This is a genomic window from Asaia bogorensis NBRC 16594, from assembly GCF_001547995.1.
Taxonomy (GTDB): Bacteria; Pseudomonadota; Alphaproteobacteria; order Acetobacterales; family Acetobacteraceae; genus Asaia; species Asaia bogorensis.
Genome location: NZ_AP014690.1, coordinates 1,523,969 through 1,541,318, shown reverse-complemented (window position 1 = coordinate 1,541,318; position 17,350 = coordinate 1,523,969). Strand labels below are relative to the sequence as shown.

17 protein-coding genes are annotated in these 17,350 nt (G+C 60.2%); 9 read left to right on the top strand and 8 right to left on the bottom strand.

The window, feature by feature from the left end; all coding sequences use genetic code 11:
* Positions 1-16 precede the first annotated feature (16 nt).
* The 5 genes from hisF to hisB are packed head-to-tail and all read right to left on the bottom strand — an operon-like array spanning position 17 to position 3,687.
* Positions 17-778, bottom strand: a complete 762-nt coding sequence (hisF, locus tag Asbog_RS06805; RefSeq protein ID WP_062164552.1) for an imidazole glycerol phosphate synthase subunit HisF — start codon at positions 776-778, stop codon at positions 17-19.
* Positions 772-2,067, bottom strand: a complete 1,296-nt coding sequence (gene hisA, locus Asbog_RS06800) for a 1-(5-phosphoribosyl)-5-[(5-phosphoribosylamino)methylideneamino]imidazole-4-carboxamide isomerase (protein WP_083510961.1) — start codon at positions 2,065-2,067, stop codon at positions 772-774. The genes hisF and hisA overlap by 7 nt, the downstream gene beginning before the upstream one ends.
* Positions 2,068-2,108: 41 nt before the next feature.
* Positions 2,109-2,750, bottom strand: a complete 642-nt coding sequence (hisH, locus tag Asbog_RS06795; RefSeq protein ID WP_062164550.1) for an imidazole glycerol phosphate synthase subunit HisH — start codon at positions 2,748-2,750, stop codon at positions 2,109-2,111.
* Positions 2,747-3,094, bottom strand: a complete 348-nt coding sequence (locus Asbog_RS06790) for a hypothetical protein (protein WP_062164549.1) — start codon at positions 3,092-3,094, stop codon at positions 2,747-2,749. The genes hisH and Asbog_RS06790 overlap by 4 nt, the downstream gene beginning before the upstream one ends.
* Complete coding sequence (gene hisB, locus Asbog_RS06785; protein ID WP_062165762.1) at positions 3,091-3,687, bottom strand: imidazoleglycerol-phosphate dehydratase HisB; 597 nt, start codon at positions 3,685-3,687, stop codon at positions 3,091-3,093. The genes Asbog_RS06790 and hisB overlap by 4 nt, the downstream gene beginning before the upstream one ends.
* A gap of 78 nt (positions 3,688-3,765) precedes the next feature.
* On the opposite strand from hisB, the gene Asbog_RS06780 reads away from it, so the two are divergent.
* Together Asbog_RS06780 and ubiM are read left to right on the top strand one after the other, a co-directional pair.
* Positions 3,766-4,374 (top strand): nitroreductase family protein, encoded by a 609-nt coding sequence (locus Asbog_RS06780; RefSeq protein ID WP_062164548.1) that lies wholly within the window; start codon positions 3,766-3,768, stop codon positions 4,372-4,374.
* Positions 4,371-5,609 (top strand): 5-demethoxyubiquinol-8 5-hydroxylase UbiM, encoded by a 1,239-nt coding sequence (ubiM, locus tag Asbog_RS06775; protein WP_062164547.1) that lies wholly within the window; start codon positions 4,371-4,373, stop codon positions 5,607-5,609. The genes Asbog_RS06780 and ubiM overlap by 4 nt, the downstream gene beginning before the upstream one ends.
* Positions 5,610-5,706: 97 nt before the next feature.
* Here ubiM and Asbog_RS06770 read toward each other — a convergent pair whose 3' ends face one another.
* Positions 5,707-8,073 (bottom strand): mechanosensitive ion channel domain-containing protein, encoded by a 2,367-nt coding sequence (locus Asbog_RS06770; RefSeq protein WP_146926564.1) that lies wholly within the window; start codon positions 8,071-8,073, stop codon positions 5,707-5,709.
* Between the two features lie 90 nt (positions 8,074-8,163).
* A complete protein-coding gene (locus tag Asbog_RS06765) occupies positions 8,164-9,237 on the bottom strand; it encodes a quinone-dependent dihydroorotate dehydrogenase (RefSeq protein ID WP_062164545.1) in 1,074 nt (357 codons plus the stop codon).
* A gap of 277 nt (positions 9,238-9,514) precedes the next feature.
* On the opposite strand from Asbog_RS06765, the gene Asbog_RS14205 reads away from it, so the two are divergent.
* The 6 genes from Asbog_RS14205 to purF all read left to right on the top strand — a co-directional run bounded on the left by Asbog_RS14205 (position 9,515) and on the right by purF (position 15,225).
* Positions 9,515-9,763 carry a hypothetical protein gene (locus tag Asbog_RS14205; protein ID WP_083510756.1) on the top strand — a complete coding sequence of 83 codons (249 nt, stop codon included), beginning with the start codon at positions 9,515-9,517 and terminating at the stop codon, positions 9,761-9,763.
* Between the two features lie 318 nt (positions 9,764-10,081).
* Positions 10,082-11,953 (top strand): phosphomethylpyrimidine synthase ThiC, encoded by a 1,872-nt coding sequence (thiC, locus tag Asbog_RS06755; RefSeq protein WP_231944677.1) that lies wholly within the window; start codon positions 10,082-10,084, stop codon positions 11,951-11,953.
* A 283-nt stretch (positions 11,954-12,236) separates the two neighbouring features.
* Positions 12,237-12,566 (top strand): DMT family transporter, encoded by a 330-nt coding sequence (locus tag Asbog_RS06750; protein ID WP_062164542.1) that lies wholly within the window; start codon positions 12,237-12,239, stop codon positions 12,564-12,566.
* A gap of 90 nt (positions 12,567-12,656) precedes the next feature.
* Positions 12,657-13,139, top strand: coding sequence for a hypothetical protein (locus Asbog_RS06745; protein ID WP_062164541.1), 483 nt, complete (start codon positions 12,657-12,659; stop codon positions 13,137-13,139).
* Positions 13,140-13,161: 22 nt separating this feature from the next.
* On the top strand, positions 13,162-13,689 hold the full coding sequence (locus tag Asbog_RS06740) for a CvpA family protein (protein ID WP_062164540.1): 528 nt from the start codon (positions 13,162-13,164) through the stop codon (positions 13,687-13,689).
* Between the two features lie 105 nt (positions 13,690-13,794).
* Positions 13,795-15,225 carry an amidophosphoribosyltransferase gene (purF, locus tag Asbog_RS06735; RefSeq protein WP_062164539.1) on the top strand — a complete coding sequence of 477 codons (1,431 nt, stop codon included), beginning with the start codon at positions 13,795-13,797 and terminating at the stop codon, positions 15,223-15,225.
* 18 nt (positions 15,226-15,243) lie between these two features.
* Here the strand turns inward: purF and Asbog_RS06730 are convergent, their stop codons facing one another.
* Positions 15,244-15,936, bottom strand: coding sequence for a TetR/AcrR family transcriptional regulator (locus tag Asbog_RS06730; protein WP_083510755.1), 693 nt, complete (start codon positions 15,934-15,936; stop codon positions 15,244-15,246).
* Positions 15,937-16,105: 169 nt separating this feature from the next.
* On the opposite strand from Asbog_RS06730, the gene Asbog_RS06725 reads away from it, so the two are divergent.
* Complete coding sequence (locus Asbog_RS06725; protein ID WP_083510754.1) at positions 16,106-17,341, top strand: efflux RND transporter periplasmic adaptor subunit; 1,236 nt, start codon at positions 16,106-16,108, stop codon at positions 17,339-17,341.
* Positions 17,342-17,350 lie beyond the last annotated feature (9 nt).

Below are 17,350 nucleotides of genomic sequence, written 5' to 3'. Positions count from 1 at the left end.
AGGTGAAAAGAATGCGTTAGTTGGCTGGCCTCACAGGCAGTCCCGCAGCCTCAAGCGCTGCCTTGACCCCCGCAATACCGAATGTGCCAAAATGGAAAACGCTGGCTGCCAGAAGGCCGCTCGCCCCGGCCCTGGCGCCTTCCACGAAGTGCTCAAGCTCTCCCACGCCGCCAGATGCGACGACCGGAATGGTGATCTTGCCGCAAACCTCACGCAGAAGGTCAAGGTCGAAACCTTTACCCGTTCCATCGCGGTCCATGCTTGTCAGCAAAATCTCACCCGCACCCCGCGCCTGCGCCTCCTGCGCCCAGGCAACCGCATCTATACCGGTCGGTTCTCTACCGCCCTTGGTATAAACTTCCCAACCGCCCTTGCCATTGGAACGCGCATCAATCGCGACAACGACGCATTGGCTGCCGAACCGATTGGCTGACTCATTAATCAGCTCCGGATTCACGACTGCGGCCGAATTCACGGCACATTTGTCAGCGCCAGCAAGGAGCAGTTTACGCATATCCTCGGGGGCACGCACACCACCGCCAACAGTCAGGGGCAAAAAGACACGCTCTGCGGTGCGACGGACCACATCATAGATCGTGTCGCGGTTCTCGACACTTGCCGTGATGTCCAGAAAGGTCAGCTCATCGGCTCCTGCCGCGTCATAGACAACGGCCTGCTCCACCGGATCTCCTGCATCACGCAGCGATACGAAATTGACGCCCTTGACCACGCGGCCATCCTTGACGTCGAGGCAAGGGATAACCCTCAGCTTCAGCATGTGGCCCCCTCGACAATGCTGAGCGCTTCCTCAAGCGATATACGCCCGTCATAAAGCGCGCGCCCTACGATCACGCCCTCGAGCCCAGAAACCTCCTGGGCAATCGCGCGGAAATCACGCAGATGCTGCGCCGAACCAACGCCGCCGCTGGCAATGACAGGAATGGACAATACACGTGCCAGATCAGCCGTCTGTTCCAGATCCAGCCCCTCGAGCATGCCGTCGCGTGTGATCTCGGTGAAGATCACGGCAGCCACGCCAGCATCCTGCATCCGCAGGGCAAGGTCACGCGCATTGAGCTCGGAAACTTCGGCCCAACCTTCAGTCGCGACACGCCCCTGACGCGCATCGATGCCCGCGACAATCCGTCCCGGAAAAGCCCTGCAGGCCTCACGCACAAGCTCGGGGTTTTTCACTGCAACCGAGCCAAGAATGACCCGGTCCAGGCCGGCTTCCAGCCAGCGCGTGATGCCCGCCATATCACGAATGCCACCACCAAGCTGCACCGGCAGATCGGTCGCAGCGATAATCGCCTCTACCGCGGCACCGTTTGCCGATTTCCCGGCGAAGGCCCCATTGAGATCAACCACATGCAGGCGCGAACATCCGGCTTCGGCGAAAGAACGCGCCTGTGCGGCAGGGTTATCGGAATAGACGGTGGCATCGTCCATCTCGCCGCGTCGGAGGCGCACGCAGGCGCCATCCTTCAGATCAATGGCCGGATAGAGGGTGAGGGCGCGATGGGGGGTGCTGTCCGTACTGGCCACGATATGATCCTTCCCGGAATGTTTCTTGTGTCTCGCGCCACCACTTTCGGGAGAGAGGGGCAGGGTCATAAAGACGCCCCTGACCACCCCGTCATGATTGCGGGCATAAAGGGGGTGCGTGCCCCAGGGCTCGAAACCGAGCGAGCGGAACATGGACAACGCGGAGGCCTGTGTCTCCGGAACCTCGCAGTTCAGCACGCGGCAGCCCAGCGCTCTGGCGGCCGCAATCACGGCATCGGCCAGAACATAACCTAGCCCACGACCGCGCATATAGGGTGCTACGAAATAACCCCTGATCTGCGCCGTCTGGGCTTGTGCCTCGTTATTGCGTGAAGGCCGCACAAGCTGGGCGCAACCCTGTATCTGCCCCGTTTCATCGCGCACGACGAAAAACCGGGTTTCCGGCACGAGCAGCAGCCCGCTGAAATAGCGTTCGAGCACCGCCCGCCCGGGCGGCGTAAGCCAGCCTAGGCCGCCCCCGTCAATGATCGCCGCCGTCGTGATCTCGCATAGGGCGGCCATGTCACTGTCATCGATGCGCGACAGGCGCTCGGCAATGCGGGTCACGGCATCCAGCTCAGAAAGTTCGCCATGATTGTCAATCCGGTCTTCTGGCTCTTCTCGACATGGAATTGAGTGCCACACCGGTTGTCCCGCGCGACGATTGCCGGCACGGCCCCGCCGTAACTGGCAGTGGCGACGATGTCAGTGGGGTTCCACCCTGTCAGGGCGTAGGAGTGTACGAAATAACCGTGATCGCCCTGTTCCAGCCCTGCAGTCAGCCTGTGTGCGCCGGGTTCGAACTCCAGAACGTTCCAGCCCATGTGAGGCAGGCAGAGCCCCGCCTCAAGCGCGAACTCCATCTTGGCGATACTGCCCTCTATCCAGCCGAGCCCCGGCGTGCGTCCGTGCTCGAGGCCCCATTCTGCCATAAGCTGCATGCCCACACAGATGCCCAGAAAAGGTGTGCCACGATCTGTCGCCTCAATCAGCGCTTCGCGAAGGCCACCCCGCAGCCCTGAGGCGCAATGAGCAAACGCACCCTGTCCGGGCAGGATGATGTGGTCAGCCTGCAGAACAGTTTCAGGGTCGGCCGATATCTGCACCTCGGCGTCCAGCCCGCGTTCCGCAACGACGTGGCGCGCCGTTTGTGCCGCTGAGGCCAGATTTCCACCATCATAATCGATGACTACAACGCGTCTCATGAGGCAGCGCGATCCTTGTCCATCAGCCTGAGGCGAGCTTCATCAGCCGAGCGCCCCATCCAGAGCCCGTTGCTGGCATAGCCCTTGAGCCGGGCCTCCCAACCAATCACTTCGGCCCCGAACACGGCCAACACGACATTGAAGGCCCATGAAAGCAGCAGCCCCGCACCCCCGCCATAACGCAAGAGAACCACGCTGATCAGCGCCGTCAGGGCGAAGGCAATCCAGCGTCCGCTGGCCAGCAATGCCAGGGGACCGAAAACGAGCAGGGACCAGTGAAAACCCTGTTTGACCATGATCGGCTCAACATTGCCGTCGGCTCGATAGGCAAGATAGTCGTTCACAAGACCCCCTTCGTCGATGGAATCATGCCAAGCGCTCGCGGATCATGCGCAACCGCCATTCGCAGAGCGCGGGCAAATGCCTTGAATCCGCTCTCTGCAATATGATGAGCGTTGCGCCCGGCCTTGCAGGTCACATGAAGCGCAATCGACGATGCCATGGCAAAGGCGCGATAGAATTCCTCGAACAGATCCGTATCCATCTCGCCGATACGCTCGCGCTCGAAGGTTACATTCCAGGCGAGGTAGGGCCGGCCCGAGATATCCACGACCACCTCACACAGCGCCTCATCGAGTGGCACCAGCGCATGCCCAAAGCGGGTGATGCCTTTCTTGTCACCCAGCGCCTGAGCAAAGGCCTTGCCGAGGGCGATGCCGATATCCTCGACAGTATGATGGCCATCTACATGAAGGTCACCGTGACAGCGCACATCGAGATCGAATCCGCCATGCTTGGCAAGCGCGGTCAACATATGGTCGAAAAACCCTATGCCGCTATCGAGTTCGGCCTGCCCGCTGCCATCAAGATTGATCGCAACGGAGATATCGGTCTCACCGGTCTTGCGGTGGATGCGGGACTGTCGGGCGTCTGTCATGTTTCCCTCCATAAACTATTCGTCGCGAATACGCGATGGCCTCTTGGCGAGCACGCGGGAACTTGCCATCTATCCGGCATGAGCAGCTCTCCCGCATCATCCCCCGCCCTCGATGTCCTGCTATCCAGGGCCTCGACCGATCATCTGAGCGCGCCCGCTCCTGACAAGGAGCAGATCGCCCGCATCCTCTCTGCCGGGCTGCGAGCGCCGGATCATGGGAAGATGCGGCCCTGGCGTTACATCGTGATCAAGGGCAAGCATCGCGCGGAATTTGCCGAGCAGGTCGTCAAGGCCATGAGCGCGGCCGACCCTGAGGTGCCGCAAAAGAAGATCGACAAGCGCCGTCAGCGTTTCGGTGAGATGCCCATGACGATAGCCCTCGTCATGGACATCGACTCCCGAGGCAAGATTCCCGTCTCGGAGCAGGAACTGTCGATTGGCGCAGGGGCCATGAACGTGCTGAACGCACTCCATGCCGAGGGTTTCGGCGGTTTCTGGGTATCGAGCGACTTTGCCGAGCAGCCCTGTTTCCGTGAGGCTTTGGGCCTTCGGGATTCCCAGCGCCTCGCAGGGTTCCTTTTCGTGGGCACACCGGACAAACCAGTCCATGGCAGCAAACGCCCTGACATTGCCGAGTATATGGCGTTCTGGAAGGGCGAACCTGTCAGCTTCGAGGCCGACAAGTGACGCGCACAGGCTCAACGCTCGGTTTCGATATCACGATTGCCGGGGCAGGGCCGGCAGGGCTGGCCTGCGCGCTCTCTCTTGCCGAGAGCGGTTGGCGCGTCGGCGTTATCGATCCGGCACCCGATACGGCCCTCAGCGCGCCTTCGTTCGATGGTCGTGAGATCGCCCTGACCCATCACTCGCGCAGCTGGCTGCAGACGCATGATGTCTGGCGTCACATCCCGTCCGAGTGTGTTTCGCCCCTGAAAACTGCCCGCATTGAGACCGGCCAGGAAGCGCCGGATCATCCCTCGGGGGCTTTGCTGTTTCGGGCACCGGCGGGGCAGGATCTCGACGACGCGACTGAGGCGCTGGGTTATCTCGCTCCCAACCACCTGATCCGCACCGCGCTGCATCGTGCGGTTCAGGCGCAGGGCAAGGTATCGATCCTGTCGGGCCGCTCTGTGGCCAGAAGCTCCGGCACCGGCGATGTCGCGACGGTCCTGCTTGATGATGGCAGTCTCGTCGAAAGCGCTCTTCTGGTCGCAGCGGATGGACGGTTCTCACGCATCAGACAATCTCGCGGGATTGGCGCAATCGTGCATGATTTTGGCAAGGTCATCATGGTCTGCCGCATGCGCCACCCCGAGCCGCATGACGGCGTGGCGCTGCAGTGGTTCGATGAAGGGCAGACAATTGCCCTCCTACCAGTAGCAGATGACGATCAGCCCGGTCATTTGTCATCACTCGTGCTGACCCTCGCCCCTGCCGAGATCGCAGCACTCAAGCAGCTCGATAAAGCTGCCTTCGATGAGGACATCACGCGCAGGACACAAGGGCGATTGGGCCCGATGAGTCTGGAAAGCGCGCGCTGTACCTACCCCCTCAAGACAGTCTTCGCCCATCGCTTTCAGGCCCCGCGCCTTGCCTTGATCGGCGATGCCGCTGTGGGCATGCATCCGATTACAGCCCATGGCTTCAATCTCGGGCTCAAAGGCCAGAGTATTCTGAGTGAGGAAATCGCCTTGGGTGACGCCGATCCGGGTGCTCCAGATGTACTGCGACGCTTTGAGCGCCGTCATCGCCGGGCCACGGCGCCCCTGTTTGCTGCTACGAATGGTATTGCCTCGCTTTACACCCATGACGCCAAACCTGTTCTGGCATTGCGCCGGGCGGGGCTGGCGCTTGCCGAGCGTCTGACACCGTTCAAATCGCTGGTTACAGGCTTCCTGATGGACCGTGACCACGCAGCCTGAGCCGTTGCCTGCAAGAATTCAGGGTGAGAGATGAAATAAGGGGGCGGGAGTTTGAACTCCCGCCCCCTTATTCATTTCGAAGCCGATCGCTGTGATGTCAGGCTGGCTTGCCGAGTTCGACCCCGGCTTCCTGCAACACGCGGTAAGCATCCAGCATGATGGCATTGGTCACACCTCCAACATCGCGCACCGAGGCGACTTTCGCTGAAAGCGCGAGCGTTATACCCGTGTCGGTAATCGCCGAGATGGCCACGCCGGGTGCCGGGTTCTGAAGGATATCCTCGCGCTGGGTCATCATGCCCATCAACGCTGCCTGAGCCTTTGTCGCATCGGCACGCGGAGAAATCGTGACGGTTGCAGAAGCGGCGCTCAGCGCGGTGCCGAGCGTGGCATTGCGAACGGCAGAGGTGATGAACTGCGAGTTCGGGACAATCATGGTCGACCCGTCGCCCAGTCCGATCTCGGTTGAACGAACACTGATGCGTTTGACATCCCCCTTGATGGAACCGAGTTCAATCAGGTCACCGACGCGGATCGGCCGCTCCGCCAACAGGATCACGCCTGAAACGAAGTTCTGCACAATGGCCTGAAGGCCAAAGCCGATACCAACAGACAGGGCGCTCACGACCCAGGTCAAATTTTTGACCGTCACACCGGCTTCCGAGAGCACAATCAGGAAAACCGCGATCCATGCAACATATTTGAAGATGTTGAGGATGGACGTGCGGGCGCCGATATCGAGATTGGTCGTGGGGAAGAGCCGTGCCTCGAGCCACTGACTGAAGGCACCGATGGCGTAATAGGACACGACGAGTATGACCAGACAGAGCACGGCGGTATTCAGTGAGAACTGCACGCCGTTGATGGTCTGGCCGACGAAAAGTCCGCGGACATTATCAGCTATTACCGGCACATCGAGTTTGCCTTGCGACAGGCAGACGGCAACGAAAACGATAATCAGCCCGATATTCACGGCACCGGAAAGAATCACCCCGAACTGGGCCACACGGTTGGAATGAACCCCAAGGCGTGAGAGGCGCCGGGATATAACCGACCCCACAGAAAAGGTGCGAGCGGTGAATTCTTTCACGGCAATCGAGAGGAGAAGCAGGGTCAGCAAGCTGACCGAAAGCGTCAGCGCCCAGATCGCCACGGCGAAGGCGAAAGCTAGATAGCCGAGGGCGATGGCAGCCCAACTGACGAGAAGCACCAACCAGGCCATGCCATAAAACGCAGGCGCCATCCGGGCATCCGTACGCCCCGTCAGCTTACGGCACAGACCGACAAAAAGAAGGCTCACGACGATGGTGAACAGGGCCTCAATCAGGCGTCGGGCCGTGGTCGGGAACGCGTTTTCCTCACCAACGATGAGAAAGAGGGTCTGCAGGAGCACGAGGACTGCAGCACCCCAATCCACACCCCATAAGGCGCGTGTTACGTGCTGGGAGACACCGTCGACTGCTGTAGCGCGGCTGAGTGCGGGCAGACCAGCCCCGAGGATAAAGCCGCAAAGCGGCATGATACCAGCAAGACCGGCGACAAAAAGAGGACTACGCCCGGCCCCCAGAGAGAGAACACCTGAAGAGATCTCCCAAAGCACAAACATGAGAAGTCCGCAGGCCAGCCCGCTCAGCGCAACCGGAATGAAAGATTGATGACTCTCTGGAAGCGGCTCGCCGGTAAAGCGCTGGGCGATGTTGCTCTCGACGCCACGAAACAGTCGGTAGATCGGGCGTGAAAGCAGGGCCGTCAGGACGAAGACCCCGACAAGAGCGCCCAGCATCCAGGGCCAGCTATATAGCACCCCGGCATAACCGTTATTGAGCGGCGGTGCGAAAGTCAGTTTGAGTTCCGGCCCCTCATCGCGCAGATCACGCCAGAACGAGAGGGTAAGCGGAGACGCAATACGCTCCGACAGGAGCGCTTGCTGGCTCACACTGCCGCGACGTTGAACCTCCAGCTGCACCTGTTTCGCCTGCAAACCCAGCAGCTTGCCCTGAGTGACGGTGGATTTGATATCCTGCAGCACGGATTGCAGATGCGCGCGCTGCGCAACGATTGCCTGGCTCTCACCATCCGCTTTCGCGCCGATGATCTCAAGGTAGCTCTGATATACCGTCTGATAGGAGGTTGCCTGAGTCTGGATGGACTGGGCGACAGTCGTGATGTCGTCAATCTGGTCGGACAGATCCGAGAGCGTCTCGCTGCCAAGCACGATATCGGTGCGGTTCAGCTGACCGTATATATATTTGAGCCGACCCTGCGCCGTCGTGATTTGCCGGTTGAGCGTAGCGGATACGGTCGTCCAGCCATAGCCATCAGCGGCCGAGGGGACTAGCGGCGACGCAACTGGCGCGCTATCACCCGGTGCAGCCAGAGCTGGAAAAGTCGATACCGAAAGGGCAAAGACAAGGAAGAGCCCGTGTAGGAGTTGCAGGGCCGACCGCCTTTTCAAAGCAGACATTTCGATGATCGCCTCCAGTGTTTGTTCGGAATGATGAGGATGCAAACGGTCGGGGGGGCATTACGTTCGCATCCAGAGTTTACCGGCGGCTCAGCCTCGTGATGACTTCAGGTCGCCAACCGACTCAAAGCCCTCACGAGAGAGCTCGCGCAGCAGCTCTTTCTTGATGCGCTGCACCAGATAAGGACCGTGATAGATCAGGGCGCTATAAACCTGCACCATATCGGCGCCAGCCCGCAAACGTTCAAAAACGTCAAAACCACTTTCGATGCCGCCGCAGGAAATCACGGCGATACGCCCCTGAACGAGCGGCACAATCCGATGGAGCATCCCCACCGCCAGCTGCGCCAGAGGACGGCCCGACAACCCGCCTGTCTCATGCGCAAGAGCGGAGCGCAGGGAAGGGGGGCGACTGATCGTGGTATTGTTCACGATGATACCCGCAGCCCCGCCCTCGATGGCCGCCTCGACAATTTCCGGCAGCGCGTCAGGGTCGAGATCAGGCGCCAGCTTGACAACAAGGGGCGGGTGCTCGGCGTTATGGCGCTTCACGGCATTAAGGATGTCAAGAAGCGTGCCTGCGCTCTGCAGATCACGCAGTCCCGGCGTATTGGGCGATGAAAGATTGATGGTAATGTAATCAGCCAGAGGAGCGACGCGCGAGACGAGATAAGGATAATCTTCCAGAGGGCGGGCACCGAGCTTGTTAATGCCTAGATTGGCCCCGACCGGCACCGCCCGAAGAGCCGCATTGCGCCCAGCCTGAAGGGAACGGAACCGTTCAAGCCGCTGGACAAAGGCATCGATACCATCGCCGTTGAACCCCATACGGTTGATGATCGCCCGGTCTTCGGTCAGACGGAAAAGGCGCGGCTTGGGGTTGCCCTCCTGCGGGCGTGGCGTCACGGTCCCGCATTCGACATGACCAAAACCCATACGGGCCAAAGCAAGCGGGGCGCGGGCATTCTTGTCAAACCCCGCTGCAAGGCCGACCGGGTTTGGAAAACGCAGCCCCATACAGCGCGTAGCCAGCGCCGGCACGTCCTTCGCGGCGCTCGGCCCGAGACCCAGAGCGAGCGCCGCAATGGCGGCCTCGTGTGCTGTCTCCGGGTCAAGGCCATGAAACATCCGGGTTGAAAGTGTGGATAGAAACGCGCGCGTCATGACGTATCCTGCAGGTAATTTCTGTCGGCCTCTCTATAACGTCGTGACAGGACGGGTCGACCCCTTTCCAGGTCGATTTGCCTAGCCAATTACAAAACCCGATGTCGCCACCCGACACGTTTCTTGCTCTGTTGCAATACCCGGACAGAGCTGTCCCCGACTGCCTTAAAACGGGCAAAACGTGACCGGAAGATGCGATGGACCGTGGAAAGGCCGGGCACGACCTGTTATGCGAAGCGCCACGCTACCCAATCGGGCGCAATATGGAGGCAGCATCATGTGGGATGAACCCTATCTCGAAACGTGCTGTCGCTCGACGCTGCATCGTGTACTTCTCTGCGAGGGCATAGGCCGTCCGCAGGATCTGCGCGACCAGCCTTGTCTGGAACGCCTGCAGAAAATGGGTTTTGTGACTCTCGGCGATGACGGCCGCTTTCACATCACGCCTGCGGGCATGAATCGCCATGATCAGGAGATAGGGCAGCTCAAGCCAATGAGCGCCCGGGCTTCCCATGTGCGTGCCTGACAGGCCACGCACGGGTTATAAACCCAACCGGGCAATCTTGCAGAGGCCGTGATCCTGCATCGTTAATTCGATTGACAGTACGCGCCTAACCACGCCATGCTCCCGTCCATACCAGGGGGGGCCTCGACAAGAGGCTGAGAGGCTGATCGCGGGATTTCCGCAGCGCAGCGACCCTTTCGCCCCGGCATGTGGGCGAAGAACCTGATCCGGTTCGTACCGGCGTAGGGATTGGTGTGAACGGCCCGGTCCCCCTACACGCGACTTCCGTTCACTCTGCTCTTGCGCTGTCGGACATAACTCCACGCCGCAAGGGGAGACATGATGGACGACTCAACGCTTCATTCCACCAAGGTCAACACGCTCGATCGCGCGCCCGCGCATGGCACGGTAACAACCGGTCCGATCTCGGGCTCGCGCAAGATTATTTCAAGCCCGGCTGACCGGCCCGATATTACTGTACCATTTCGCGAGATCGATCTCGAACCCACCGCGAACGAGCCCGCGGTGAGGGTTTACGACACATCCGGCCCCTATACCGCCCCCGGCTATCATGCTGATGTATCTCTTGGTCTGCCCCGACTGCGCGACCATTGGCTGTCGCGCCGTGGCCTCACGAAAGTGACCGAAACCCGCGCGACCAAGCCCGAGGACAACGGCTTCGCCAAGGGCGATCATGCGGTGCCCCAGTGCCCGGCCCCCCACGGCGTTCTGTGCGGGCAGGATGGCCACCCTGTGACCCAATACGAGTTCGCCCGTGCAGGGATCATCACGGAAGAGATGATCTTCGTCGCCCATCGTGAAAATCTCGGGCGCGCCGAAATGGTCGAGGGTGCCGAGGCACGCCGTGCCGATGGTGAGGATTTCGGGGCTGAAATTCCGAGCTTCATCACTCCTGAATTCGTGCGCTCGGAAATCGCAGCCGGTCGCGCAATCATCCCTGCCAACATCAACCATCCCGAACTCGAGCCCATGATCATCGGGCGCAACTTTCTGGTGAAGATCAACGCCAATATCGGCAATTCGGCAGTGACATCCTCCGCCGCCGAGGAGGTTGAAAAACTGGTCTGGTCCATACGCTGGGGCGCCGATACGGTGATGGACCTCTCAACCGGTCGCAATATTCACAATATCCGCGACTGGATCCTCCGCAACTCGCCCGTGCCGATCGGGACCGTGCCGCTTTATCAGGCGCTTGAGAAAGTGGGCGGCGTCGCCGAAGACCTGACCTGGGAAATCTATCGCGACACCCTGATCGAACAGGCAGAGCAGGGGGTGGATTACTTCACCATCCATGCAGGCGTCCGCATCGCCCATGTGCCGCTCACGGCGCAACGCACCACAGGTATCGTCTCACGCGGCGGGTCGATCATGGCCGCATGGTGCCTCGCACATCACCGCGAGAATTTCCTGTACGAACATTTCGACGAGATCTGCGACATCATGCGTCGCTACGACATCTCGTTCTCGCTGGGCGACGGGCTGCGCCCTGGCTCAATCGCCGATGCAAACGACGCAGCCCAGTTTGCCGAGCTGGAAACGCTAGGCGAACTCGCCCGTATTGCATGGGCGAAGGGATGTCAGGTCATGATCGAAGGGCCGGGCCATGTGCCCATGCACAAGATCAAGATCAACATGACCAAGCAGCTGCGCGAATGTGGCGAAGCCCCCTTCTATACGCTTGGTCCGCTCACCACCGATATTGCCCCCGGCTATGATCACATCACCTCAGGCATCGGCGCCGCGATGATTGGCTGGTATGGTTGCGCCATGCTCTGTTATGTCACACCCAAAGAGCATCTTGGGCTGCCAGACCGATCCGACGTCAAGGTGGGGGTCATCACCTACAAGATCGCCGCCCATGCCGCTGACCTCGCTAAGGGGCATCCTGCGGCTCAGATTCGTGATGATGCCATCTCGCGTGCACGTTTCGAATTCCGGTGGCAGGACCAGTTCAATCTGGCACTCGACCCGGATACGGCGCGGTCCTATCACGACGAGACCCTGCCGAAAGAGGCGCACAAGACTGCCCATTTCTGCTCGATGTGCGGGCCCAAATTCTGCTCGATGAAGATCAGTCATGACATCCGGCGCAATGCTGAACGTGAGCAGGGCATGGAAGACATGAAAGAGAGCTTCAAGGCCCATGGCGGGAAGCTTTATCTGAGGACAGACGAGGTCGAGCCGGCCTGACCTATTGTACCCGGCGGCCTCTGAAGGGTCGCCGGCGCCCTGCGTTGTCCCCCCAACCTCGCGGGGCAAAGCGGGCAGGGGCAGGATATTTCAGATCGGACATATCGCTCAGGTGCGGGGGACTCACCACCATGTGACCTTTCTTGTCAGCTCTCGGCCAACCGCCCAAACGCCTTGTGCCGCAGGAACTCAAGCCAGTCGTGGGTATCCTTGTTCCCCCAGGTAACGTGACACCCCCGCCGGGTTGCGTTAAGAAAACCCCGGTTTCATGGTCCGGGGTCTCATGACATATCTCTATCTTCTGATCGCCATCTGCTCAGAGGTGTTTGCCACCACCATGCTCAAGATGTCGGACAGCTTCACGCGCGCAGTGCCGGGCATGCTGAGCGTTCTGGGCTATGTCATCTCGTTTTACGCGCTATCCTTCACCCTGCGTACCATGCCCACCGGCATCGCCTATGCCATCTGGTCGGGCGTCGGGATCGTGCTCATCTCCGCCATCAGCTGGATCAAGTTCCGGCAGGCCCTCGACACGCCAGCTCTGATCGGGCTCTCTCTCATCATCATCGGGGTCATTGTCGTTAACGTGTTTTCGCGCTCGGTCGGGCATTGATCGACAAATCGCGTCAAAACAACCGAAGATACACGCATTTAATTGACGATTGCCGTGGCAAATTCATATGCGGATGAGATGAAGGTGCCTATGGACGATCCGCATATTCTTGATGTCTTGCTCGGCCGGCTTGGCCCGTCGACACCTGCCGAGCCCGGAAACCCGCCTGCAAGCCCCAAGCCCAAAAGAGGCAAGAAGCGGCAGAGCGTTCCCGTCAAGGCGCGTTCCAAGACTGGCAACAGGAAGGATTCAAAGGGGGGTACGCCACAATCTCCGGTTATCGCCGTTCTCTCTGACGATGCCCTGCGACGTGATCTCGCGCATGCCACCGTGCGATGCGTTACCTTCTACTCGCTCGAGCAACCTCAGGATCTGGTTGAGCAAAGCGCCACCTTTCTTGAGGCGCTTCTGCGCCTGTGGGCATTGCGGGGTATTGACGCGAAAGCCGTGTGGCGCGAGATCGATCATCGTGTGCAGCTTGGAAACCTGCTGAACCAGATCAATCGCGACATCCCTGCCAGTACCGATAGCACACGCAAATACTGGCGGCCGTCCTCCACCAAGCTCCCCTGACCGGATCCGCTCCAGAACACCCATGGAAAATTCTGCTGACATCGCAGTTCTCTTTGTTCTTCTCGTTTCAGCGTTGTGGGGTGGCGTACGCGGCTTCGCACGCGAGGTGTTCAGCCTCGCTGCCTGGCTTGCCAGCTTCGTGCTGGCCGCACGGGTCGCCCCCCTCATCCTTCCCTGGATCACGCAGAAGGTTAGCGACCCGCTCGCCGCGACGGCACTTGCCTATATCGTCTCCTTCATCGTGCTGGTCCTCGTTCTATCGACCGTCGCGCAACGCCTGGCCAGCGGGCTTCGCAGTGTGCTCGTGGGAGGGACGGACAAGCTGCTTGGTTGTCTGTTCGGCGTTGCACGCGGCTATCTCCTGCTGGTCGTGCTCTATCTGGTCTGCGTCTCTGTGGCAGGCGCAGATATGGCTCATTCGCTTATTGCAGGAAGCAAATCCGGACCCTACATCCTCGACGGCGTGAATTTCGTGCGGGAACTAATGCCATATTTCCCGCAACTTCATCTTGCCATGCCGCCCGCAACAGGTCATGAGGCTGCCTTCTGACAGACCCCGGTCCGGAACAGCCTATCTCAGATCGCCCGATCGCCGCATCACCGATCGCCCCATTTCCGGTCGCCCAAGCGTGACCATGCCCAGGAGCGCCGCCCGATGATTGATCCCGCCACACTCGAAACTGCGAACCGCCCCTATGAGGAATGCGGCGTGGTTGGTATCTGGGGCGCCCCCGATGCCTCCGCTCTGGCAGCGCTTGGCCTTCACGCCCTTCAGCATCGCGGGCAGGAAGCCGCCGGTATCGTCAGCCATGATGGTGAGCGCTTCTGCCAGCACAAGGGCCTTGGCCTCGTGGGCGACGTGTTCAGCGATGCACGTGTCATGAGCACGCTCAAGGGCAGCGGGGCCATTGGGCATAACCGCTATGCCACGACCGGCGGTACATTGCTGCGTAACGTCCAGCCGCTCTATGCCGATTTCGAGTTCGGCGGTCTGGCGGTGGCGCATAACGGCAATCTGACCAACGCAGCGACACTTCGACAGGCACTGGTCAAGCGTGGCTGTCTGTTCCAGTCGACGACCGACACGGAGGTGTTCGTTCATCTTATCGCCATCTCGCTCTATGCCACCGTGCTGGAGCGTCTGGTGGATGCTGCAAAGCAGGTGAAGGGTGCCTACTCGGTGGTGGCGCTGGCGCCCGACTTTCTGATCGGGCTTCGTGATCCGCTGGGCGTACGCCCGCTCATTCTCGGCCGCGTGGCTGATGGCGGCTGGATGCTGGCCAGCGAGACCTGTGCCCTGGATATCGTGGGCGCCGAATTCGTGCGCAATGTCGAACCTGGCGAGATGGTGATCATCGACAATGACGGGATACGCTCCATGCGTCCCTTCGCGCAGACCAGCCCGCGCTTCTGCGTTTTCGAATACATCTATTTCGCCCGCCCTGATTCGATCCTTGAAGATCATTCGGTCTATGAAGCGCGTAAGCAGATTGGCGTCGAGCTTGCCCGTGAGAGCGGCGTGGAAGCCGATGTGATCGTGCCCGTACCCGATTCAGGCGTGCCCTCTGCAATGGGTTTTGCCGCGGAGAGCGGAATTCCGTTCGAGATGGGCATCATCCGCAACCACTATGTCGGGCGCACTTTCATCGAGCCGACGGACCAGATCCGCAATCTGGGCGTGCGCATGAAACACTCGGCCAACACGCCTGTGCTCGCGGGCAAGCGTGTCGTGCTGGTGGATGACTCAATCGTACGCGGCACGACATCACGCAAGATCGTTGATATGGTGCGTGCTGCCGGGGCAACCGAAGTGCATATGCGTATCAGCAGCCCGCCCACGAAGCATCCGTGCTTCTATGGCATCGATACCCCCGAAGAGAGCCAGCTTCTGGCTGCGACCCACAGCATCGAGAAGATGGCCGAGGCCATTGGCGTGGATAGCCTCGCTTTCATCTCGTTCGATGGTCTTTATCGGGCGCTTGGGCATGACGGCCGCACCGGCGCACAGGGTCGCTACTGCGATGCCTGCTTTACCGGTGATTATCCAATTGAACTGGTAGACAAGGACGGCAGGCTGGTTGCCTGACGAATGAGAGGGGCCTTTTCAGGCCCCTTTTTCGTTTTCGAGACCGCAGAGGAACATCCTGACGACGCGGCGCAGATAACGCGGCGTTTCGTCCCAATGCTGACGCGGCCGACAATGGCTTAGCTCGCACAGCATCGACGTCGCGAGCGAAGCGCCGAAAAGCAGGTCAGACGCTTCCTCGACATCGTCAATCGCCAGGGCTCCTTCATCGACGAAGCGCTCGAGCCACACGCGTAGTGGGAACGGACCAGCCGCGCTGGAGAAGAACTCGCGAACGAAGCGACTGACCTCGGGGTTACGAGAAACCTCAGCGATCACCACCCGAATCAGACTTAGACGCTTTTCGGTCATCATCGCGACGGCCAGCTTTTCCAGCCCGTAAACAAGCTTGTCCTCTACGGTATCGCCGCAAAGCTCAAGATCACGCAGCCCCGACAGAAGAAGGCGATCCCTGAGCAGTAACTCGACCATTTCCTGCTTGCTTGCGAACATGTGATAGAGCGTCTTCTTGGACATGTTCGAACATTGAGCAATACGGTCCATAGATGCGCCCGAGTATCCATACTCCTGTAGCACAATCTCTGCCGCATCGAATATTCTGTCGCGCCTCTCGGTCTCGCATAATACTGGCGGTCGGCCACAATGCTTGCGCAGCGCAGCAGGCTCCGGGTCTTGGGCGGGACTTTTGATGGTGAGGGGCACAGTTGACATCGTATTGCGAAAAACCGCTCCAGAGCTTCAAAGGGTCCGTTGACCGAGGTTCGGAAACCGTATAGTTCCCTATGCCAGAGAAACTCAAGGGTTTCCGAAACCTTTTTTGGCGCGAGCGCACGGTTTGCGGTTACCCTTCACAAACATGGTAATTTTGGATAGCGCCAGCATGCGAGCATTTCAGTCTTACACGCCACGTTTGCCGTGGTCTCTGAAGGCCACTACCAGCCTTTCACTGCGTCTCATCCCTCTGGCTCTGCTGACGCTTGACCTCACGGGCTGCAAACACAAGGCGGACGCTCCCAAACCACCCCCGCAGACGGTAGGCATCTACACGGTCCATCCTCACCCGCTCAAGACAGCGACATCGCTGCCTGGCCGTGTCGAGGCGTTCGAGCAGGCGCAGGTTCGCCCACAGGTCGGCGGCGTCATTCTCAAGCGCGCCTTCGAGCAGGGCACTGACGTCAAGGCCGGTCAGCTCCTTTATGTGATCAACCCGGCTCCCTATAAGGCCACTTACGATCAGGCGAAGGCGCAGCTTCTGCACGCCCAGGCGGCAGCATTGAGCATTCGCGCCCAGTTGGAGCGTTATCGCCCGCTTGCTGCGGCCCATGCCGTCAGCAAACAGGACTACGATAATACCCTTTCGTCCTCCCGTCAGGCGGAGGCTGATATCGCGCAGGCAAAAGCCAACGTGGACAGCGCAGCCGTTAATCTGGACTGGACCCAGGTACGCTCGCCCATCGACGGACGTATCGGACGTATGCTCGTCACCCCCGGCACACTCGTCACCGCGGGTCAGACCACGGCCATTGCTACGGTCACGCGCATGGACCCGATTTATGTGGACGTGAACCTTGCCACTTCGGACATGCTGCGCCTGCGACGCGAATTCGCCAGCGGCAAGCTGGAAAAGGTGTCGGGTAATGCCGCGGCGGTTGAGCTTACACTCGAGGATGGCAGCCGCTACGACAAGGCCGGCCAGCTGCGCCTGACTGAAGTCACTGTCGACCCTGCAACGGGCACCATGGTCGTCCGTGCCGAATTCCCCAACCCCGATCGCCTTCTGATGCCTGGCATGTACGTTCATGCCGAAGTCGCCGAGGGTGTCGATCCCAAGGCCATCACCATCCCGCAGCCTGCACTGCAGCGTGACTCGAAGGGCGATCCTTTCGTTTATGCGCTCGATGGCGACAACAAGGTGACCATGCGCTTTGTACAGCTCGACCGCGCCCTTGATGGCGACTGGGTTGTGATGGGGGGCCTCAATGACGGTGACCGCATCATCGTCGAGGGATTGCAGAAGGCCCATCCGGGTGCCGTCGTAAAGCCGGTTGAGAAAACGGCTGACGACAAGGCCACAGACGGCAAGGCAGCTGACGCCCAGCCCGCGCACGCAGGATAAGAGTAGTCC